Origin of the sequence: Roseibium sp., assembly GCF_051016195.1 — a bacterium.
GTDB lineage: Bacteria > Pseudomonadota > Alphaproteobacteria > Rhizobiales > Stappiaceae > Roseibium.
This window is the reverse complement of record NZ_CP134616.1, coordinates 3,689,264-3,710,905: the sequence shown is the minus strand read 5'-3', so window position 1 is coordinate 3,710,905 and position 21,642 is coordinate 3,689,264. Positions and strand designations below refer to the sequence as shown.

Here is a 21,642-nt window from a genome sequence, read left to right as displayed (position 1 = left end):
CTTGTCGTCCCGGTTTGACGCGTAAGCGGCAAGACCGGGATCCAGTACGCCGTGTGGCTGGAGGTGAGAAAAGGGTAAAGGAACAAGGGGGGTACTGGTTCCCTGCCTTCCGCTGCGCTGCAGCAGGGATGACAAGTCTGCTTGCGTGAACGCCTCCAAAGGGGGGCTCATTTCCTGTTAAACCGGACAGCAGTGGGCCTGACCCGGCAATGACGACAAAAGCGGCCCATCAAGGCGCTCCTTGCCGCGTGAGCGAGTTTAGAATCTACGCGCTGAATTTCAGTTCCGGAAACCGGTCAAGATAGATGCGGAACCAGGGTGTGAAGGCGTCCGGTGTCTCGGCGACTTCCGCATGCAAGGTCTTCGCGTCGACCCAACGGAATGTGTCCACTTCTTGCGGATTCGGTTCTATGTCGAGCTGTGAGCGAGCGACATGCGCGGTGAACAGCGTCACGCGCTCATGTTCGCTCAACCCATTGCCGACGCTGGCTTCATATTCGACCGTCTGATGACGGACCAGCGGGAGCGTGAAACCGAGTTCCTCCTGCAGCCTGCGTTCTGCGCAGGTTTCGACGGTTTCGTCCCAATGCGGATGACTGCAACAGGTGTTGGCCCACTGCCCGCCGCAATGATATTTCAGTGCCGCACGCTTCTGAATGAGAAGCAGGTCCTCGTCAAAGACGAACACCGAGACAGCCAGATGCAGCAGCCCCTGGACGTGAGCGGCCATTTTTTCGACCGGGAACAGCGAGCCATCATCGGCGACCGCCGGAATGATTATGTGCCTGTTCATCGGAGTCAGAATCCACTTTCAAGTTTCAGGCAACCGCACGCGCCAGGGCACATTGCGACCACAGCGAACACAACGCCTCGGAGAGCTGCCGGATGTCCGCATCGCTGTGAAGGGGTGTCGGCGTGATCCGAAGCCGCTCAGTTCCAACAGGAACCGTCGGATAGTTGATCGGCTGCACGTATATGCCGAAGTTGCTCAAAAGAACATCGGAAATCCACTTGCATTTGGAAGCGTTTCCGACCAACACCGGAACAATGTGACTGGGGTTGTCCATATGCGGAATGCCCCGCGCATCAAGCGCTGTGCGAACCTTGGCGACGACCGCCTTGTGAGCCTCCCGCTCCCTCGTGCTCTCTTTCAGGTATCGGATCGACGCGGTGGCCCCGGCCGCAAGCGCCGGTGGGAGTGCGGTCGTGAAAATGAAGCCGGACGCGAAGGAACGCACGAAATCAATCAGGACGGCCGGTCCGGTAATGTAGCCGCCCATCACCCCGAAGGCCTTGCCCAAAGTGCCCTCAATGACCGTCAGACGGTCCATGAGGCCCTCGCGCTCGGCGACGCCGCCACCGCGCGCACCGTACATGCCGACGGCATGAACCTCATCGAGATAGGTGATGGCCCCGAACGCATCCGCAACATCGCAAATCTCCTCGATCGGCGCGATATCCCCATCCATCGAATAAACACTCTCGAACGCGACGAGCTTCGGAGCCTGTGGATCGTCGGCTGCCATAAGCTCCCGCAGATGTTCAGGGTCGTTGTGCCGGAACAGGCGCTTCTGGCATCGTGAGTGGCGAATGCCCTCGATCATCGAGGCATGGTTGAGCGCATCCGAATAGACAATGATCCCAGGAATCTTGGCAAGCAGCGTTCCGAGCGCTGCCCAATTCGAAACATAGCCGGAGGTGAAAATCAGCGCTGCTTCCTTGGCATGCAGATCAGCGAGTTCGCGCTCCAGCAGTACATGGTAGTGGTTGGTCCCTGAAATGTTGCGTGTTCCACCGGCTCCGGCACCGCATTTTTCGATGATCTCGGTCATGCGATTGGTAACAACAGGGTTCTGTCCCATGCCGAGATAGTCGTTGGAACACCAGACCGTCACGTCCCGTGTCGCACCGTCATCGTCATAGAAGGTTGCCCTCGGAAAAGCAGAGCAATGCCGCTCCAGTTCTGCAAAGACACGGTAGTTTCCGGCAGAATGCAAATCGGATAGAGCAGTCTCCATGTGCTCGAAAATGTTCATCGGTCTCTCCTCTCCCTGAGAAAACGGTCCGGTCATTGCGCATCGGCGCGGCTCTTGGCCGCCACGTGTACGGATGACAGGTTTGACTGTGTTGCATTTGTTGAAACGGCCTCGGCCGGTACTGCCTTTGGCACCGCCCAGCGCCAAAGCGCCGTATCCGATAAAGGCAAAACCAGAATGAGATGCTCGAAGATTGCCAGCGCCATAAAGGTTGCGAGCAGAATATGGCCGACAATCGAATAGTCGAGATTGGCCTGGGCGGCGCCCACCACCAGCGTCGCAAACAGACCGGTTGCTATCGCCAGGAGCACCGGAAACAACCGCGTGGTCCTGCCCGTGTTGAAATAGCTGCGCAGGTGCAGGATCGCCGGCGGCATCAGGCCGCTGACCGCATGTCGCGCGCCCAGAAAGATCAGGACCTTTGACGAGATGCGCATACCCCACAAAAGGCCGAATGTGGCGAGCCCGAACAGGTTATCTTCGCCCGACAGCGTCGCCCAGAGGAAGACGCCCGTCACGAGGATGGCGATTTCGTGGTCGCAAACCGCCTTCCAGGCCGCCTTGAAACGGTCAAAACCCGCTAGGCCAGGCGGGCATTCCTCCTTCCGGCGGCCTGTGACCATGCCGGTCAGGAATGTGGTTTCGTGCCAGGCCCAGACAAGCAGGGCACCGAAAAACCCAGCGTAAGATCCCAGTGGTGTCAGGTTCCGGCTGCCATAAAGCATGAGCAGAAACCCGGCAACGCCGAAAACGGTAACCATCGGCAGCAACTGCCAGGGTTCAAGCTTCCGTTTTGTCGACCAGTGAACCATCGCCAGGACAAGCCCGGTCGACAGCCACCAGACGCCGATGGCTACCAGAATTGCCGTGACCGGGTTCGCAAGGTTCATCGCGGCATCCTTACCAGACCGGCTGCAGCCGGGAGGTATCCGGCAGGTCGTTCTGTTTCGCCGGTATCATGTACATGCGCAGGAAATTCAGCCCGACGGCCGCGCCCCACCAGGCCTTCCCGGCAGCGCCGGTTACCCCGCCTCTTTCGGTAGCGGCCTGCAGTTTCCGGTTGATGCGTTCCATGCGCCGGAATCCTTCGACCAGCACCGGATTATCGAGATCCAATACGAGCGGAAAACACTGCCTGGAAATTTCCGATGTCAGGCGGAAGACCTTCATGTCGTAGTCGTCGATATCCACGCCCAGCGCTTCGTGAAAGGCCGGCCTCATGTGGTCGCGCACATACATGGTCGCAAACACCGCAAGCAGGAAGAATTTGATCCAGAGCTTGTTCCGGCCCTCAAGCAACCGCCTGTCCGACCTGATGATCAGCGAAAAGGCCTCTCCGTGGGAGAACTCGTCGTTGCACCATTGCTTGAACCACTTGAAGATCGGGTGGAAGCGTTTATCCGGATGCTGCTCCAAGTGCCGGTAGATGGTGATGTAACGCGCATAGCCGATCTTTTCGGAAAGATAAGTCGCATAGTAGATGAACTTCGGTTTGAAGTAGGTGTACTTTTTGGCCTTGGCGAGAAAGCCCATATTCACACCGATGCCGAAATCCTTCAGGGCATCATTGATGAACCCCGCGTGACGGGACTCGTCGCGGCTCATGTAGCCGAAGAGTTCGCAAATCTCCTTGTTTTTGCCCCGCCGCTTCATCTCCTTGTAGAGAACGCAGCCTGAAAACTCCGACGTCAGCGACGACACAAGAAAGTCGATCAGCTCTTCGCGCAGATCATCCGGAAGAGCATCAATGTCGATGTCTTCCCACTCCTCGTTCCGTTTGAAGTGGCCCCGGTTCGGATCGCTGCGCATCTGGGAAATGAGCGCAACCCACTCCTCGCGCACCGGCTCGACGTCGATCTTGTCCATCTCATCGAAGTCGGTTGTGTAGAAACGCGGTGTCAGCATGGTGGACACCATGGCGCTGCGTGTCGTGTCGTTCTGGGCAGCCGCGCGCTTTTCAAGCGTCGGTTCGTTGGCGGCCAGCTCCTTTGGCGATACGGTCTTGTTCATGACAATGCCCTTTCCGTGAAGCTGAATTCGCACAGTTCCATGAATTCGAAATCGCCCGTCGCACGGGTCCAGGCCCGTTCCAGCGCACTGGCACGCCGGATGGTCGCCTTGCGGCGGAAGCTCTCGCTTTCGCCATAGGGGATGGAAATCGGAGATCCATGCACAAAGACCTCGTCTCCCGGGTGCACGACAACGCCGTTGTCAAAGCGGACATGTGCACCTAGTTGATCAAACGTGTTGTTGATCTCAACTGTGCAGTCGACGTTTTCCTTCCATCGCAAGAATGCAAATATCGGGTTCATTGGCTTGCTCCTCTCCTTTGACCAAGCAGCACCTCGAAGGCCGCGGCATTGTCCTTGCCGAAAGCCTCCAGGTAGATACGTTCGCCAGTTGCCGTGTCTGACAGACTGACAGTCCCCGCCTCCCATTTGATGATCCGGTAGGGTGCGGTCTCCGAGACCTGGGCAACCATGCGCATGCGCTCGAACGCCCGCAGCGAGCCACGCACAAAACCACCCTTGTCTTTTTCATAAGCAGCGATCAGCGCACCGCTACGTGCGTCCTTGACCATCACGCTATCGTCCGCGGTCCGGGTAATCGTTACGTCGCGGATTGCGACGGGTGACCCGGCGCGATGCTTGATGACGCCGATACCGGTTGTCTGGCCGAACACGATGGCTCCTGCTGCGAAGACCAGCAGCGCCACAGCGCCCAGCAGAACGCCCTTTGGAAACGTGTTGGTGCATTTGCCTTTGCGCTCACCGAAATATCCAAGGTGCGATACCGATCCCATTTCCCTCTCCTACTCCGCTGCTTCCACGGCTGGCGGTCCGGGGTGCGCGCCCTCGCCGGAACCGACTTGTGTCAACCGCGCGTGTCCTGAGTGCACGGAGGCATGCTGGCTGAGGGCCAGCGCAAGAACATCGGAGGCTTTCTTTGCGTCTGTCAGGCAGATCAGGCTGGGTTCGACATTGGCAAACCGCCAGCCGCGCACATGCGGCCACTGGACCAGCCAGGACAAGCGATGCCCGGGTAAAAGCTGGATCGCCACATTGCCCGCACCGTTGCCCTGGTCAGCCAATGCGAGCGCGCCGATCTGCTTGAACGGCAGATTGAGCGTAATTGAGAAAGCCACACCGAACCGGAGCACAACCCGGCTTGATGTGATCGTGTAAAGCGTTGTCTTGTGCACCCCCCAAGCAAACAGTTCGAGCATGCCGATCACGATGGCCGCCAGTGCCGTGAGGACTGCAACGGAAAAGACGATCCCAGCGAGGGGCCTGCCGTCGTAGAAACCGCCAATGACAGCCCAAACGGCCAACAGTAGAAAATAGCCTGCAATCCAGCGGTTCTTGAGAACGTGCCTCGCCACAAGGCGCGCTGACGGGCGGCCCTGCCAGAGCATGTGCTCGCCCTCCGGAAGGGTTCCCGGCAACCCCGGTACGGGCTCAAGTTCATGTTCCCGGGTGACAAACTGTTTCACAGGAAGGCCTCCTGACGGTCACGCAGCGCGTAGAGAAGGCCCGCACCGAAATAGGCGGCAATCTTGTCTTCCTCGAGCAGCGTCACCGTTTCGTCCTTGGCCCTCACCGGAACGTCCGCGAATTGTCCGGACGTAATCGCATGGACATAAAGATGCGGTGCCCTGCCCCGGGCATTGCCGCCCTTGATCACGACAAAATTGTTCGGCAACAGTGTGCTGGCCGACCCGCCTTCAACCTCGATCTCGTAATAGCGGATCAGGTGTTCCGCGCGATCAACCCAGACATCCTTGACCGCGCCGGCAGCCTTGCCGTCGCAGCCGATCACCGTCAGCCCGATCGGGTTCGTCTCGCCCTCTGCGATATCGAAACCTTCCGCCGTGCGCATCGGAACGATCCGCGCATCGCCATGGGCGGTCAGATCGGGCGTATCGGAACGCTCGGCCCAAGAGCCGGGACCAACACCGGCAAGGAGCGGGTTACCCTCTGGCACGAGCGGGTAACCGGGCCCCTTCGCTGTTCGCTTGGCGTTGAGGGGGCGCTCATCCCGCTTCAGATCCGGGACCTTCTTGACGCCTTGTCCATGCGGCAGAACAAAGGTCTTTTTGTCCGGCACGAACAGCCAGGGATCCTTGCTGTACTTACCGGTGACATCGTCTTCCAGCGGATAGCCTTCGCGACGGTCTTCCTGGCGGATGTACCAGATCAAACCTGCAAAGAAGATCCAGAACGCGTAAAGCACCACTTGCGCGACATCCAGGCTGCCGCCGAGGGAACCGGTCATGTCAATTCCTCCATTCAGTTCTCGGCCGTGCGGGCTCAACCCGGCAATTCGGCCAATCCAAATCGCGTGTCGTTTTCCTGGGTTTGCCTGTAGCGAAGGCCAGTCAGAGGCCCAAGAACCGCCAGGCACAGAAAAAGAAGCCCGATTTCAAGGTGATAGACAAAGAGATATCCCGTGCCGGCGGTGTTCATCGCCGGACCGAGCACGCCTTCGAACGCAAGCGTATTAACGACGTTCTTTATAACCCCGCCCAAAAGCAGACTGACACCGATCGCCGTTGCCTGAACTGCGCTCCAGGCCCCGACAAGAATGCCGCTGTCGGACGTCTTGCAAATTCCCATTGCAGCCAGCATCGTGCAGACGGCGAACAGCCCGCCGCCGAGCCCGACCCCCGCTGCGCCTGCAAAGAACAGCGCGTCCATGCCAAGCGGAGCAGCGAGGATGATGGCCGAAAAAGCGCCTATTCCGATAAGCAGTCCGCGGGCAGCCACGCGGTACATGTGCGCGCCATGATTCAGGCTGTAGGCGGCCCAGGCAAAACCGGACATGGTTCCGGCGGCCCAGAGGCCCGTCAGCAGCGTCGTCTGCGCAACGCTCATACCAAGGATCTCACCGCCGTACGGTTCGAGCAGGATGTCCTGCATGGAGAAGGCTGCAGATCCGAGCGCCACGGCCAGCAACAACCGCATCGTACCGGGGTGCGCGCGGTAATCTGACAGAGCTTCGAAGAACCCGACCAGTTTCCTGTCGGCCGCGGTGCGGCTCGGGTCCCGTGCTTCCTGCTTCCAGATCGCGATGACATTGATCACAAGGGTCAACAGAGCCGTTCCCTGAATGACCTGAATGAGCTGCTTGTGCGAGAAGTCGACCAGGAAAATGCTGTAGAAGACCGAGGCCAGGATCATTCCGACAAGCAGCATGACATAGAGCAGCGCGACGACGCGGGGCCGTTTCTCGGACGGCACTATATCTGTTGCAAGTGCCAGACCCGCTGTCTGGGCCGTGTGAAGCCCGAACCCGGTCAGAAGAAACGCCAATGCCGCGCCGGCTGGTCCGGCCCAGCTGGGACCGACGGTCTGAGTGTGCAGAAGCAGCAGCACGAAAGGCATGATGGCAAGACCGCCGAACTGCAGCAGGCTGCCGAACCAGATATAGGGAACACGCCTCCAGCCGAGCACTGATTTGTAGGTGTCGGAGCGGTATCCGATCAAAAGGCGCAGCGGGGCAGCGAGCACGGGTATTGCGACAACGGCGGAGACAAGTGCAACCGATACCCCGAGTTCGACGATCAGAACCCTGTTCAACGTACCGGTCAGAAGAACAAGCACACAGCCCGCCGAAACCTGGAACAGAGCGAGGCGCAGAAGGCGGGAAAGAGGCACGTCTTCCGAGGCCGCATCCGCAAACGGCATGAATCGCGTTCCGGCCTTCTGCCAGAGCGCGATCATCTTTCTGTTTGCGGTGTTCAGCATCACGAGCGGACCACCTCCATCGCTTGAGAGGTGTAGAACCCGACGGAGATCCGATGAGTGCGCCCTGCGTGCCAGCCGGTCATATGGGGTTGCTGGACGAGTTGGTGCACAAGCCGTTCAGGATGGGTCGGATAAATGGCAGGTGCCCTGTCCCCTCTCGGGAACGCCTTTCCGACCATGAGCATGGCCCGCAGCAGATGGGAGCTGGGTGCGAGGGTGAAAAGCAGACTGTTTCGGGTACGGATCGCCAGACTTTCCAGGACCCGTTTGGCGTCTTCCGGCGCGTAGTGGATCAGGACATCCATGGCGACAACGGCGTCGAAGGTTCCGAGCGTCAGGTCAAGCATGTCACCGCTTCGGAATTCGACCGAGCCTGCCTGGGACAGGCTGCCGGCTGTACGCAGGTCCGCCACCCGCTGGCGGGCATAGGAAATCATGCGGGCGGACAGATCGATGCCAACGACGTCCGCACCGCGGGCCATCAGTTCGAGCGACAACACCCCGGACCCGCAACCGGCATCCAGAATGCGCCAGCCCGTCAGATCCTGCGGCAGCCATCCGGCAAGCGTGTTGCGCATGTCTTCCCGGCCCTGCCGGACGGTTGCGCGAATACCGCTGACCGGCTGATCCCCCGTCAACTTCTTCCAGGCGTCCAGCGCGGTACGATCGAAATAGTGTTCGATCTCACCGATCCGCTGCAGGTAGTTGGCCTGAGTCATCGCCGTTTCAGCCCTCTCACTCGAAGCCGAGAAATTCGAAGATCTCCCGGTCTTTCATGGGTTCTGCGTTCAAGGCCTCCGTACCTGCCCATAGCTGTTCGGCAAGCTGGATGTATTCGCTCTGGATGGCGGCAATTTCTCGAGCGTCGCCCATTTCGAAAAGCGTGCTTTTCTTCAACCGGCTCAGGCGGACGTGATCGGAATCGGGCACATGCGCCAGACGTTTGAGCCCGACGGTCTCGTTGTAGCGATCGATCTGATCGGTTTCGCGGGACCGGTTGGCGATGACGCCGCCGAGGCGCACCTCGTAGTTCTTCGCCTTCGCCTTGATCGCCGCGACGATGCGGTTCATGGCAAAGATGGAATCGAAATCATTGGCAGCCACAACGACAGCCCGCTCGGCATGCTGCAACGGCGATGCAAAACCGCCGCAAACCACGTCGCCAAGTACGTCGAAGATCACCACGTCGGTGTCGTCCAGAAGGTGATGTTCTTTCAAAAGCTTGACGGTCTGCCCGACCACATAGCCACCGCAACCGGTCCCGGCAGGCGGCCCGCCGGCCTCTATGCACTGCACGCCGTTATAGCCTTCCACCATGTAGTCCTCGGGGCGCAATTCCTCGGTATGGAAGTCGACCTGCTCGAGGATGTCGATAACGGTCGGGATCAGACTTTTCGTCAGTGTGAAGGTGCTGTCGTGTTTCGGATCGCACCCGATTTGAAGAACCCGCTTGCCGATCTTGGAAAAAGCGACGGACAGGTTCGATGACGTCGTCGATTTGCCGATCCCGCCCTTACCGTAAATCGCAAAGACCTTGGCCCCGTCAATTTCCATCGTCGGATCAAGATGCACCTGTACGCTGCCATCGCCATCTGCCCTTTCGCGCAGCTTTTTGGCTTGGCGCGCCTCGATCTCGGCAGTCTTTGGATGGGTGTAGATGTTCATTCGGCAGCCTCCGTCACCAGGCCTTCCAGCCGGTCTTCCAGTTCCTCGCCGGCCCGCTGCAATGCCTCGAGCGTCTCGGCATCCGGTTGCCAGTAGTTGCGCTCATGCGCTTCCATCAGCCGTGAGGCGACGCGTGCCGCCGAAGCCGGGTTCAAATCCGCAAGGCGCCGGCGCATTTCTTCGTCAAGAACGTAGGTTTCGGTTATTTTCTGATAGACCCAGGGATCGACACCGCCGGTCGTTGCCGACCACCCCAGTGTGTTGGTCACGTTGGCCTCGATGTGGCGCACACCTTCGTAGCCATGCCGAAGCATGCCCTCGAACCATTTCGGGTTGAGGGTCCGGGTCCGGGTTTCCAGAGCCACCTGTTCGCCCAAGGTCCTGACCTTGGCGTCCCCTTGTGTCTGGTCAGAGATATAGACCGGAATTTCGGCACCGCCCCTGGCCTTGGAAACCGCCTTGGACAGTCCCCCCAGCGTGTCGAAATACTGTTCAATGGTCGTTACACCGATTTCGACGGATTCCAGGTTCTGGTAGGCCATGTCGACGTCACCAAGAATGGCATCCAGCAGTTCCGACTGCCGGCTGGTTTTGCCCTTTCGGCTGATCGCGAAGCTTTTCCGACTGGTGTAGGTCTCGGCAATTTCCTCGTCATCTGTCCAGGCTGAAGACCCAATCAGCATGTTGACATTCGAGCCATAGGCACCGTCCGCATTGGAAAAGACGCGAAAAGCGGCAGCTTCCAGATCGCAACCGTTGGCCTCGCAATAGGCGAGTGCATGCTTGCGGATGAAGTTATGATCGGAAGGCTCATCTGCGGTTGCTGCAAGGTAGCTTGCCTCGGCCAGCATGCTTGCCTGGATCGGAAGCAGGTCGCGGAAAATGCCGGAAAGCGTCATGACTGCGTCGATGCGCGGGCGGTTCAAGTCCTCAAGTGGGATCAGTTCCGCGCCGCAGACCCTATTATAGGCGTCCAGTCGAGGCCGCGCACCCATGAGCGCCATGGCCTGAGCGAGCGGTGCACCGCCGGTTTTCAGGTTGTCGGTTCCCCATAAAACAATCGCAATTGTTTCAGGTAGCTGTCCATCGCTCTTAAGGTGCCGATCCAAGATGCGAGCTGCCTGCCGCGCGCCGTCTTCCAACGCGAATTTGCTCGGAATTCCAAAAGGATCAAACCCGTGCAGGTTCCGCCCCGTTGGAAGCAGGTCAGGCGTGCGCAACAGATCACCGGAAGGCGCCGGCGGCACAAACCTGGCATCGAGCGCACGCACGAGGCCATCAAGCTCTTCGTTGGATTTGAGGTTGTCGTTGATCGCCTTGAGATGCCGGACGGTTTCACGCGCCTGATCGTCAAGATCTGCGACGGCCTCCTGCAAAACTGCATCATCGTCTGCAACGATCATCCGGCAGATCCCGGACGCTTCGCCGATGCGTTCATTGTCCGGCATCGCAGCGGCGATATGGGCGAGCGTTTCGGCACGTTCACTTTGTTCCATGCCGCGCCCGGCGACATGCAATCCATGCGGGATGAGCGCATATTCGGTTTCGGTAATCGCGTTCACGAGGTGCTGGATGAAGGACTCGGTTGAGAGGCCGGCTGCATCGCCGCCGAGATCAAGTTCTTCAGCCTGGACCCGGATGACCTCCAGCAGCCGCTCACGCTCGGCCTGCGCTTCCGGCGCTGTCGAGCGGTACTGATCGAGGCTCGCCTTGAGACTGTGCAGCTCCTTGTAGAGACCGGCTTCGGTGATTGACGGTGTCAGGTAGGAAATCAGCGTAGCTGCTGAGCGGCGTTTGGCGATTGACCCTTCCGACGGATTGTTCGACGCATAGAAATAGAAATTCGGCAGCCTGCCAAGCAAGCGGTCGGGCCAGCAGGAACCGGACAGACCGGTGTGCTTCCCGGGCATGAATTCCAGCGCGCCGTGGGTTCCAAAGTGAAGAACAGCGTCCGCGCCGAATGTCTCGCGCAGATAGGTGTAGTAGGCGGCAAAGGCATGGTTCGGGGCAAAGCCACCTTCAAACAGAAGACGCATCGGGTCGCCCTCGTAGCCGAAGGGCGGTTGCAGTGCGATCAATAGGTTGCCGAACTGACGGCCGAGAATATGAATGCCGCGGCCATTGCTGAGGATGCGCCCCGGTGCAGGTCCCCACTGGTCCTCGATATCGGCAAGAAACTGTTCCTGGCGGACATGATCGTCCGCGCTGACCGTCGCGTGCACATTCGCTTCCGTTCCAAAGCGATCGGAATTGCCGCTGAGCAGCATGTCCTTAAGCGTCTCGGCATCTGACGGAACCTCGACATCGTAGCCTTCCGCCTTCAGCCTTTTCATGGTCTCAAGCAGGCTCTCGAAAACAGCAAGAAAAGCTGCGGTGCCTATATTGCCGCCATTTGGCGGATAGTTGAATAGCGTCGCGGCGATCTTGCGTTTCGCACGCGGCGTCCGGCGCAGCTGCGTCATTGCTGCAATTCGATCTGCCAAAAGACCAACACGTTCGTCGTCGGGCCGCATGCAAGCCCGACCTGAGGGACAGGTTCCCAACTGGCGCGCACAAATGCAGCTATCGAAGGTTTCGACCGAGGTACTGCGTCCGCCGATGACCATCGAACCGACGGCACCGTCGAGCTCCGGAATGGCAACCATCAGTGTGGTTTCGATCGGGGTCAGCCCTTGCGTTGACGCCTGCCAGCCATCTCGCGTCTGGAATTCGGTAACGCAAGCCGAGAGATAGGGAACATTGAGCTTTTGAAGCGTTTCCGCAGCTGCAGCGGCATCGCTATAGGCCGGACCACCGACAAGCGAGAAACCGGTCAGGGAGCACAAGACGTCAACGGTCGAATTCCCGTTGCCATCGGTCATATATTGCTCAATCGCAGAGCGCATATCGAGCCCCGAGCAGAACACCGGAACCACGTTAAACCCGCGCGCCTCCAGTGCCGCAATCACGCCGTCATAGTGTCCGGTATCACCGGAGAGGATGTAGGTGCGCAGCAAAAGCAGACCGATGGTGCCGCCCGCTCCACTGACCTTCGCCAGATCTTCCTGCTGCGTGATCACCCTTGGTGTCGACCTTGGGTGATAAAGGCCCATGTCCGGATACTCTTCAGGTGATTTTGCGGACATGGACGACCGCAACGGCTTGCGCTCGCCGGACGCGTATTTGCTGACAAGCAGGCGCACCATGTTCGCAATGTTTTCATCTGAAGCCGCGATCCGGTATTGCAATGTCAGAAAGTAATTGCGGACGTCCTGTGCGGTCCCCGGAATAAACTTCAGAAGCTTCGGCAAGCGCCGCAGCATGGCGAGTTGGCGCTCTCCCGCTGTGCGACCGCTTTCCTTGCCACCACGGGAGCTGCTGCCGCGCAGTTTCTTGAGAAGCGCGAGCGGGCCTTTCTGTTCGCCGCTCATGCGGAACCGGCCCATCGCCGTATACTTCATGATTGTACCGGCGGACATGCAGCAGACCATGGCGTCGCAGTGAAGATGGCGCTCCTCAAGGACATCGGCGATTGCCTTGACGTGTTCCTCGACGAAAATCATCGAGACGATGATGATGTCGCCGGTTCGGATCGCCTCGCGGCACGTGGCCAGGCTTTCGGGATTGTCAGCCCAGTCGGTTGCGGCATGAACAGTAAACGAGAGACCCGGAAGCTCTTTGTTCAAACGTGCGCGCGCATCGTCAACGGCAGCGACGACATGATTGTCCAATGTGACGAAAACCACCCGAATGGAGTGGCCGCTATCGGGCGAAATGGGCTTTCGCATCGTACAACGTCTCCACGGTTATCGGGTGAATGCCGTTATCAGCGGCGAAAGATTCTGTATTGCGGCGGGCTTTGCCACGCACGAAGAAAGGCACTTTTTTCAGCTCGCGTTCGGCCTCGTCCGTCCACAGCGATGACATGTCAGGAACGTTGATCGCCGCTTCGGCAACCGCTCCGGTTTCACGAACCTCATGCCCTGCCCGAACCTCGCCGGTTGCAGGACTGTGCGCGTGAAGATGCGACGCTGTCGCACCGTCGTTGAATTCAAAATCAGCACGGAACATCGACAGGAGGTGTTCCTCCAGACCCATCATCAACGGGTGTACCCAGCTGTCGAAAATGACATTTGCCCCTTCAAGGCCCATCTGGGGCGAATAGCGTGCAGGAAAGTCCTGGACATGCACCGGTGCCGAAATCACCGCGCACGGAACACGCAACCGCTTGGCAATATGCCGTTCCATCTGGGTCCCGAGCACCAGTTCGGGACGGGCCTCGATGATTGCCTCTTCCACTTCAAGATGATCGTCTGTGATCAGGGGCTCGACCTCATATTCACGCGCTGCCGATCTGACATCGCGGGCAAATTCGCGCATGTAGGTTCCAAGACCGCAGACCTTGAAACCCAGTTCGCTGCTGGCGATCCGAGCCGCTGCAATGGCATGTGTGGCATCGCCAAAGATGAAGACGCGTTTGCCGGTAAGATAATTGCTGTCGATCGACTTTGAGTACCAGCTCAACCGGTCCGCCTCGAAACCCTCAAGTGGCATGTCATCCAGACCCGCTAACGCGCGCGCTTCGCTGATGAAACGCCGTGTTGCCTCGACACCGATCGGTACGGTAGAAACGAACGGCATGCCGTGCGCTTTCTGAAGCCAGCGCGCCGCTGTCTCGGCAATTTCGGGATAAAGAACGATATTGAAGGCAGCGTCCGGCAAATGCGCCAGATCCGCGGGCCGCGCTCCAAGCGGAGCGACAAGCCGGACATCAAGGCCGTTTTCGCTCAGCAAACGCGTGATCTCGCAAACATCATCCCGGTTGCGGAAGCCCAGCGACGTGGTTCCAAGAATGTTGCAGCTGTTTGGCGCAATGTTTTTGGGCCGTTGCGACTTGCCGGCAAACGCGCGTACCAGGCGGTAGAAGGTTTCTGACGCACCCCAGTTTTCCTTCTTCTGGTAGGACGGCAGCTCGAGCGGCACGACCGGGATATCCAGACCCAGCGTTCTGGCAAGGCCCCCCGGATCATCTTGCAGAAGCTCGGCGGTACAAGATGCGCCGACCAGAAGCGCCTCCGGTTTGAACCTTTCCACCGCATCATGGCAGGCCGACTTGAAGACGTCTGCCGTAGACGCTCCCAGATCGCGCGCCTGGAACGTCGTGTAGGTGACCGGCGGCCGTGATTTCCGGCGCTCGATCATCGTGAACAGAAGATCGGCATAGGTGTCGCCCTGGGGCGCGTGCAGGACGTAGTGCAACCCCTCCATGGAGGCTGCAATGCGCATCGCACCGACATGCGGCGGGCCTTCATAGGTCCACATGCTCAACTGCACGACGCGCCCTCCTGTCTCGCAGTTTCGCCATCCAGGACGTTCCTGCGTATCAGCGGCCGGGCAAAGAGTTCGGCCAGATCGCCGGCCTGCTCATATCCCTGGATCGGCGTGAACGCGAACTCGATCGACCACTTTGTGAGCCGGCCCTCCGCCTCGAAGGGATTGGCGAGCCCCATACCGCAAACGATCAGGTCAGGGTCAGCTGCGCGGCAGCGGTCGATCTGCAGGTCGACATCCTGTCCTTCAGAAACAGCAACGCCCGGCGGCAGCAGCGCAAGCTCGCCCGCAACATGGTCTCGATGCAGGTACGGGCTGCCAACCTCGACAATCTCCGCGCCGATTTCGCGGCACAGAAACCGGGCCAGCGAAGGTTCGAGCTGACTGTCGGGAAACAGGAAGATACGTTTGCCGCACAACAAGTGCCGATAGTGATCCAGAGCCGAAAGCGCGCGCTTGCGCGGCGCTGCGACAACCGACTCGAAATGCTCATCACTAACACCAAAGGCATTCGCAATGGCTTTCAGCCAACAGGTCGTCCCCTCTTCCCCGACCGGGAAAATGGAATTGATCCTGTGCGCCCCGCGCGATTCCAGTGCGTTCGCGGTCGCCCCAAGATAGGGCTGCGCCAGCACGTATCGCGTGGACGCACCGATATACGGCATCTCACCGCTCGTCCGACCGGGCAGAAAATGGACATGCTCGATGCCAAGAGCCCTGAAAAGGCGCTGAAACTGGTCTTCGACAACATCGGGCAGACAACCGGCGACAACGAGCGGAGCTTCGTCTGTCCGCGCGCCGGAGGCGGGCGCATCACGAACGAGAGCAGCCAGGAAATTGTCTTCGCCCTGGGTGAATGTGGTTTCGATTCCGCTGCCGGAATAGCAGATTACCCGGTGTTGCGGCGCATAAACTCGATTGAGACGTTCGGCGGCCTTGCCAAGGTCGAACTTGATCACTTCCGACGGACAGGACCCGACCAGGACGAGCATTTTGATATCAGGTCGCCGTGCCAGCAACTTTTCGACAACGCCGTCAAGTTCATCGTGCATATCGGCCATACCGGCCAGGTCCCGCTCTTCCATGATCGCGGTGGCGAAGCGTGGCTCCGAAAAGATCATCACGCCGGCAGCCGACTGCATCAGGTGGGCGCAGGTCCTGGAGCCCACAATCAGGAAGAACGCATCCTGAACCTTGCGGTGCAGCCAGATGATCGACGTCAGCCCGCAGAAGACCTCGTGTTGCCCGCGTTCTCGAATGGGCGGACGTCGGTCGCATCCAGGTCTGAAGGGCTGGTTCATCGGACCGACCCCGCAACTTGCAGACTGCCTGGCGCGGAGGAGTTGTCGCGCACCTCGGCTGCCTCTCGCGAGGCCTGGTCCAGCCGGGCCAGTCGTAACTTCCAGACAAACTGACCTGCGTTGACGATGTAGGTCGCATAGGCGGCAAGCGCGAGCCACATCAAAGGTGCTGGTGCGAGACTGTTGGTAAAGAGCGCCACCAGATAGGCTGTGTGCAGCGCGAGCACGAGGATCGAAAAGACATCTTCCCAAAAGAATGGCCGCGCGAACAAATAGCAGCCAAAGACATGCTTTTCCCAGATCGAGCCCGTTACCATGATGGCATAAAGGGTGAGCGTCTTGATGACGACAGAGATCTCGGCGGGTCCCTGCCCTTTGCCCGTTGCGAGGAAATAGAGGATCAATCCGAGGCTGATCAGGAAGACGAAGAACTGGACCGGAGCGAGTATCCCCTGAACCAGTGTCCAAACGCTCGCATCACGCCGCTTCCGCTCCTGCTCGGTATACAGCACCGTGGCTCTGACCGCTTTACCTGCTTCGCTTAACGACATGTGCTCCTCCCCGCGAACCCAGACATCATGGGCCGGCAGATAAGGAAGCGTAACGCCTCTGGCGCAAAAGTGTCAACTAAACATGACGTATATTTTTATTTACACTTACACTCAAGAGAGTCATGCTAAGGCAGCTCGCAGTTGCAGCAAGCAAGAGGGGTACGCTCGCGTGCGTGTTCCAACCGCAACGGTCAGGGAGGCCCGATGCAAAGTGAGGATAACCGGTACAATTGGGTCCCCGTCGGGTGACGAGCACAAACAGTTGAAAGCTGACGACTACACTGAAGGTTTTGTCAATTGTGACACACAAGTGCTCACACGAAACCGTTTGCACAGAAGCGATAAGAACAAGCTTCGTCACCTAATCGAAGGGCCGGTGGCAGCAATGACAGCAGAGCAATTGTCTGTTGACCTGGACGTCGGCCTTGAAAACCACGCTCGCTACGAAAGTGCGATTACCGGCCTCCACCGCCTCATTCTGGATACCGGCAACCGGCTCGACCAGTTGCTCTCCTGTCTCGAAAACACGCTGCCGGCAAACTCACCGCCATCCGTCAAAGTGCTCGTCGCAGAGGCTGTAGCAAGAAAACTTGGCCGCGAATGGTCGCAGGACACATCCAGTTTCATTGATGTCACAATTGCCTCCGCCAGACTGCAGGATCTCGCCCAAGCGCTCTCCATCGAGGCCGCTGACCGCATCGTCAAGCACCCCGCCCCATTTGCTGCAATCCTGCTTCCCAAGGACGAGCAGCACAGCTTGATGGCCTATTTGACTGGCGCGTTTTTTCAGGCATTCGGCTGGCAACATCAGGTACTTACACATGATCAGTCGTTACGGCAGGAGTTTGCGGGCGTCGTTGGCAGAGCCGACGCAATTTGTATTGGCTGGAGCAACATGCGCCTCAGGCCACAGCTAAGACAGTTGGTCGACGACATCAGGTTGTACGCACCCAGCAAAAATCAACCCATGATAGCAGGCGGAGTTGCTACGCTCGAGTCGGTTGAATTCCTTGTGGAAATGGGGATTGACTGCATTTGCGATACTGCGTATTCAGCGGTTAAAATTGCCGAGAATTTCAACAATTTGGAAAAAATGGATTTTATCCCGCTCAAGGTCCGCAGTGGACACGATGCGCAAACGAGAAGGATTGATTGGCGAAACCCATGACCCGACGCGCCCCTAATAGCGGACAGCAAGGCATTGAGGTCGCGGGTGAACTGCACAAAACACTCGAGGCCGAAGGGCTGGTTTCGCTGATAGGGCTGGGAACCGACATTGTTTTCTTGGTCGACACGAACGGAAAAATTACCCACTCACATTTCGAGAATCCGGATTTCGACGCCTACGGACTTGAGAGTTTCGTGGGCAAGGCTCTGCGTGAATGCGTTACGATCGAATCCGTTTCCAAGATTGACGCCCTGCTCAAGCCGGGTCAGAAACGGCCGTCCCGTGGATACCAGGTTAATCACAGTGCGCCGGGCAAACCGGACTTACCGGTCGCCTATTCGTCCTTTTCGAAAAAGGGGCTGCCGTTCACCATCGTCGTTGGCCGCGAGATGCAGCAACAGATGCAGGACCAGCAGCGGCTGGTGGAAGCTCAAATCGCCATGGAGGCCGACTACCGCGATTTACGGCAGGCCGAGGCAAGGTACCGGACCGCTTTCAAGCTCGCGGAAACAGCCGACATCATGCTTGACGGTGAAAAGAGGACAGTGCTTGAAGCCAATTCTGCCGCAATCGCCCTCCTGGCTGGCACCTCCGGCAACCTGATCAACAAGCCCGTGCGCGAATTGTTCAACAAACAGGACCGGGACAGGTTGGGAGATGCCATCGGCGAGGCAAGACACAGCGGCGAAACCGTTGTCGTTGACGCGCTGACGAGCGCAAGAGGGATAAAACTACAGGCAAAGCTGCGTGCTTATCGGGAGAACGGTGCGGCCAACCTGATCTTGACGCTCTGGTCTGAAGATGATGCGGCCCTGTCGGAACGCTCTGCGGGTGAAAACGCTCCCGGCTTTTCCGCTGTTGATCTTGATGCCCTCCCCGAAGCCGCAATTCAGACCGACAATGACGGCAATCTGATTTCAGCCAACGCACTGTTTCTGGATCTCGTTCAGGCCCCGACGCTCAATCAGGTTCTTGGAAGAAATGCCAGCAACTGGATTGGCAAATCCGCTGTGGACCTGAACGTGCTTTACGCCCGGACGAGCGATGAGCGGACGGTGCGCGGGTATTCGACAGTGCTCAATGACAGCATTGGCGGCGAACAAACGGTCGCCGTCTCCGCTCATGGCGATCCGAAATCGGAAACAGTGCAACTGATTATCGTCCCGCACGCGGCCAAAGCCGAGCCCGTCGGATTGCGCACCCCGGCAACCAAGGAGCAGGCCGAAGGCTTTGCAAACCTTGTCGGCAAAGTTCCTCTCAAGGAGCTGATCAGAGAGTCCTTGGACGTCGTTGAGAAGATCTGTATCGAGGCGGCTCTCGACCAGACCAACAACAACAGGGCCAGTGCGGCCGAGATGCTCGGGCTCTCCCGGCAAAGCCTTTACATCAAGCTCCGCAGGCACGGACTTGAAAACTACCGCCCAGGCTTATAACCCGGAACCAGCCGATCAAAAGATCCAGCTTGTAAATCCCTTGTGACAAACAGGGAGTCAATCTTGCCCAAAAGTGTCAATTTTAATTGACACTTTTGGGCGACAAGCCTACCATTCTTTCCATGGAACTGACCCGGCACCGACCACAAGACAGTTGGCCTTCATCTGGCGCTGTCATTGCCTTGCTCAAGCCAATCACCTGGTTTCCGCCGATGTGGGCCTACGCCTGCGGTGCGATCTCCACTGGCGCAAACTTCGGTGACCGCTGGTTTTTCGTTCTTTGCGGCGTTTTGCTCGCGGGCCCGCTTCTTTGCGGAACCAGTCAGGCGGTCAACGACTGGTTCGACCGCCATGTCGACGCCATCAACGAACCTGATCGCGTTATTCCCTCTGGGCGCATGCCTGGCCAATGGGGGCTCTATGTCGCCCTGATCATGTCGGCACTGTCGATGATCGTTGCCGCGATGCTCGGCACGCTCATCTTTGCAGCCGCGTTGATTGGATTATGCTTTGCCTGGGGCTACAGCGCGCCGCCCCTGCGTTTCAAACAAAACGGCTGGATCGGAAACGGTGTCGTCGGCTTCAGCTACGAGACCTTGCCCTGGTTGACGGCGGCAACCGTTATGACCGGAGTGTCGCCGAACGCACCGATCTGGATTGTCGCGCTGCTTTACGGCATTGGAGCGCATGGCATCCTGACGCTGAACGATTTCAAAGCAATCGCGGGTGACAGGGAAATGGGCATCAACACCCTGCCCGTTCTCCATGGTGCGCGGCCAGCGGCCACGATTGCCAGCGTCATCATGGCTGCCACGCAAGCAGGTGTCTGTGCATTGCTGACATTTGTCGGACTGCCACTCTTCGCGATTGCAATCGGGATAGTGCTGGCATTGCAGATCGGCTGCATGGTCCGTTTCGTGGGAGACCCGGTCAGATTAGCCGTCTGGTATTCGGCGATCGGAGTCGGACTTTATGTCACCGGCATGATGATTTCAGCTTTTGGACTGCGAACGCTCACGCAACCTGCTCTTTCTGTGATGTAGGAGAGAATTCCGATGTTTCGCCGAGTCGCCCATCACCCAGCGTCACAGCAAAAAGTCCAGGGATTAAGCTGGTTCGCGATCGTTCGGCTTGGCCTGGTTCAGGCATCACTCGGCTCGATTGTCGTCCTGACCAATTCGACGCTTAACCGGGTCATGGTCGTGGAACTGAGCCTGGCAGCGATCATCCCCGGCCTGTTGGTCGGCATTCATTATGCGGTCCAGTTGTCCCGCCCTTTATGGGGACACCGGTCGGATGTCGGACGGTCAAGAACGCGCTGGATCCTTGGCGGACTGGCTTTGTTGGCGGTCAGCGGAACGGCGGCTGCCGGAACAACATTTTTGTTCGAAGCGTCTTACGCCCTCGGACTTGCCGCGGCTATCGCCGCCTACACCCTGATCGGCATCGGCATTGGAGCAAGCGGAACATCTCTTCTCGCCTTGATGGCAGCCAAGACCGCGCCTGAACGGCGCGCGTCGGCGGCAACGATTACATGGATGCTGATGATCGCGGGAATTGTCGTCACATCGATCGTAACGGGCATCAATCTGGATCCCTATACCCACGTGCGGCTTGTCGCCGTGACAGCGATAACCGGGCTGGTCGTTTTGTCGATTTCCGCGCTCGCCATTGCCGGGATCGAGCAGCAGCCGACATTGATCAGCGACCAGGATCGAAAGAAATCCGGCAGTTTCAAGGAGAGTATCGGGGAGGTCTGGAACGATCCGGAAGCACGTCTGCTGACGCTGTTTATCTTCATGTCGATGCTCGCCTACTCCACACAGGATCTCATTCTGGAGCCCTATGCAGGCCTTCTGTTCGGGATGACACCTGGCGAAACGACCAAACTGTCGGGAACCCAGCACGGTGGTGTCTTCTTCGGGATGGCACTCGTGGGCATTGCAGGCGGTTTGTTTTCGAAACGCAAACCCGGTCTCATCAAGTTTTTCATCGTTTCCGGCTGTCTCGGCTCCGGTGTTGCGCTCGCCTTCCTGTCAATCTCCGCATCCTTTGCGCCGGCCTGGCCGCTGGAAGCGAACATATTCGCTCTCGGCTTCATGAACGGCGCATTCGCAGTCGCCGCAGTCGGTACGATGATGGTTCTTGCAGCAGCCGGTAAGACCTCCAATGAGGGAGTGCGCATGGGCGTCTGGGGAGCGGCTCAGGCCGTATCATTCGGTCTGGGCGGCGTTGGCGGCACAATCGTTTTGACACTGGGACGATGGTCCACAGGCAACGATGCAACAGCGTTCACACTCGTATTTGCGCTGGAAGCAGTGCTCTTCCTGATGTCAGCGCTTGTTGCACTGCGCATCGGCGTCCGACAGGCGCACAGACCCGAAATCAATCGCGGCACGTCACCGGCGGCTGTTCCTGCCGAATAGACCGG

The 21,642-nt window shown here is 58.7% G+C and carries 19 protein-coding genes; 4 read left to right on the top strand and 15 right to left on the bottom strand.

Features of this window, described 5'->3' with window-relative positions; translation table 11 throughout:
- Positions 1-265: 265 nt before the first annotated feature.
- The 15 genes from idi to bchF are packed head-to-tail and all read right to left on the bottom strand — an operon-like array spanning position 266 to position 16,610.
- Positions 266-793 (bottom strand): isopentenyl-diphosphate Delta-isomerase, encoded by a 528-nt coding sequence (gene idi, locus RDA78_RS16955; protein ID WP_434050994.1) that lies wholly within the window; start codon positions 791-793, stop codon positions 266-268.
- A gap of 25 nt (positions 794-818) precedes the next feature.
- Entirely contained in the window at positions 819-2,036 is a 1,218-nt protein-coding gene (gene hemA, locus RDA78_RS16950) for a 5-aminolevulinate synthase (protein ID WP_434050993.1), read from the bottom strand.
- Positions 2,037-2,068: 32 nt separating this feature from the next.
- Positions 2,069-2,926 carry a putative photosynthetic complex assembly protein PuhE gene (puhE, locus tag RDA78_RS16945; protein ID WP_434050992.1) on the bottom strand — a complete coding sequence of 286 codons (858 nt, stop codon included), beginning with the start codon at positions 2,924-2,926 and terminating at the stop codon, positions 2,069-2,071.
- Positions 2,927-2,936: 10 nt separating this feature from the next.
- Positions 2,937-4,046: a magnesium-protoporphyrin IX monomethyl ester (oxidative) cyclase gene (acsF, locus tag RDA78_RS16940; RefSeq protein WP_434050991.1), complete on the bottom strand. Its 1,110-nt coding sequence runs from the start codon at positions 4,044-4,046 to the stop codon at positions 2,937-2,939.
- A complete protein-coding gene (locus RDA78_RS16935; RefSeq protein WP_434050990.1) occupies positions 4,043-4,348 on the bottom strand; it encodes a hypothetical protein in 306 nt (101 codons plus the stop codon). The genes acsF and RDA78_RS16935 overlap by 4 nt, the downstream gene beginning before the upstream one ends.
- The gene (gene puhC, locus RDA78_RS16930; protein ID WP_434050989.1) at positions 4,345-4,839 is read right to left on the bottom strand and encodes a photosynthetic complex assembly protein PuhC; all 495 of its coding nucleotides are present in this window, start codon (positions 4,837-4,839) and stop codon (positions 4,345-4,347) included. Before puhC ends, RDA78_RS16935 begins: the two co-directional genes overlap by 4 nt.
- Before the next feature lie 9 nt (positions 4,840-4,848).
- Positions 4,849-5,529, bottom strand: a complete 681-nt coding sequence (gene puhB, locus RDA78_RS16925) for a photosynthetic complex putative assembly protein PuhB (RefSeq protein ID WP_434050988.1) — start codon at positions 5,527-5,529, stop codon at positions 4,849-4,851.
- The gene (gene puhA / locus RDA78_RS16920) at positions 5,526-6,311 is read right to left on the bottom strand and encodes a photosynthetic reaction center subunit H (protein ID WP_434050987.1); all 786 of its coding nucleotides are present in this window, start codon (positions 6,309-6,311) and stop codon (positions 5,526-5,528) included. The genes puhB and puhA overlap by 4 nt, the downstream gene beginning before the upstream one ends.
- Positions 6,312-6,346: 35 nt before the next feature.
- A complete protein-coding gene (locus tag RDA78_RS16915) occupies positions 6,347-7,783 on the bottom strand; it encodes a BCD family MFS transporter (protein ID WP_434056166.1) in 1,437 nt (478 codons plus the stop codon).
- Positions 7,783-8,502, bottom strand: coding sequence for a magnesium protoporphyrin IX methyltransferase (gene bchM / locus RDA78_RS16910; RefSeq protein WP_434050986.1), 720 nt, complete (start codon positions 8,500-8,502; stop codon positions 7,783-7,785). Before bchM ends, RDA78_RS16915 begins: the two co-directional genes overlap by 1 nt.
- A 16-nt stretch (positions 8,503-8,518) precedes the next feature.
- The gene (bchL, locus tag RDA78_RS16905; protein WP_434050985.1) at positions 8,519-9,448 is read right to left on the bottom strand and encodes a ferredoxin:protochlorophyllide reductase (ATP-dependent) iron-sulfur ATP-binding protein; all 930 of its coding nucleotides are present in this window, start codon (positions 9,446-9,448) and stop codon (positions 8,519-8,521) included.
- On the bottom strand, positions 9,445-13,215 hold the full coding sequence (locus RDA78_RS16900; protein ID WP_434050984.1) for a magnesium chelatase subunit H: 3,771 nt from the start codon (positions 13,213-13,215) through the stop codon (positions 9,445-9,447). Before RDA78_RS16900 ends, bchL begins: the two co-directional genes overlap by 4 nt.
- Positions 13,190-14,761, bottom strand: coding sequence for a ferredoxin:protochlorophyllide reductase (ATP-dependent) subunit B (bchB, locus tag RDA78_RS16895; RefSeq protein WP_434050983.1), 1,572 nt, complete (start codon positions 14,759-14,761; stop codon positions 13,190-13,192). The genes RDA78_RS16900 and bchB overlap by 26 nt, the downstream gene beginning before the upstream one ends.
- Positions 14,752-16,059: a ferredoxin:protochlorophyllide reductase (ATP-dependent) subunit N gene (locus RDA78_RS16890; RefSeq protein WP_434050982.1), complete on the bottom strand. Its 1,308-nt coding sequence runs from the start codon at positions 16,057-16,059 to the stop codon at positions 14,752-14,754. Before RDA78_RS16890 ends, bchB begins: the two co-directional genes overlap by 10 nt.
- Positions 16,056-16,610, bottom strand: coding sequence for a 2-vinyl bacteriochlorophyllide hydratase (gene bchF / locus RDA78_RS16885; protein ID WP_434050981.1), 555 nt, complete (start codon positions 16,608-16,610; stop codon positions 16,056-16,058). The genes RDA78_RS16890 and bchF overlap by 4 nt, the downstream gene beginning before the upstream one ends.
- 262 nt (positions 16,611-16,872) lie before the next feature.
- Here bchF and RDA78_RS16880 point away from each other — a divergent pair, with 262 nt between their 5' ends.
- The 4 genes from RDA78_RS16880 (at position 16,873) to RDA78_RS16865 (ending at position 21,637) form a co-directional block, all read left to right on the top strand.
- Entirely contained in the window at positions 16,873-17,778 is a 906-nt protein-coding gene (locus RDA78_RS16880; protein ID WP_434050980.1) for a cobalamin-binding protein, read from the top strand.
- Complete coding sequence (gene ppsR / locus RDA78_RS16875) at positions 17,775-19,211, top strand: transcriptional regulator PpsR (protein WP_434050979.1); 1,437 nt, start codon at positions 17,775-17,777, stop codon at positions 19,209-19,211. Before RDA78_RS16880 ends, ppsR begins: the two co-directional genes overlap by 4 nt.
- 182 nt (positions 19,212-19,393) lie before the next feature.
- Complete coding sequence (gene chlG, locus RDA78_RS16870; protein WP_434050978.1) at positions 19,394-20,254, top strand: chlorophyll synthase ChlG; 861 nt, start codon at positions 19,394-19,396, stop codon at positions 20,252-20,254.
- A 12-nt stretch (positions 20,255-20,266) separates the two neighbouring features.
- Positions 20,267-21,637, top strand: coding sequence for a BCD family MFS transporter (locus RDA78_RS16865; RefSeq protein WP_434050977.1), 1,371 nt, complete (start codon positions 20,267-20,269; stop codon positions 21,635-21,637).
- Positions 21,638-21,642 lie beyond the last annotated feature (5 nt).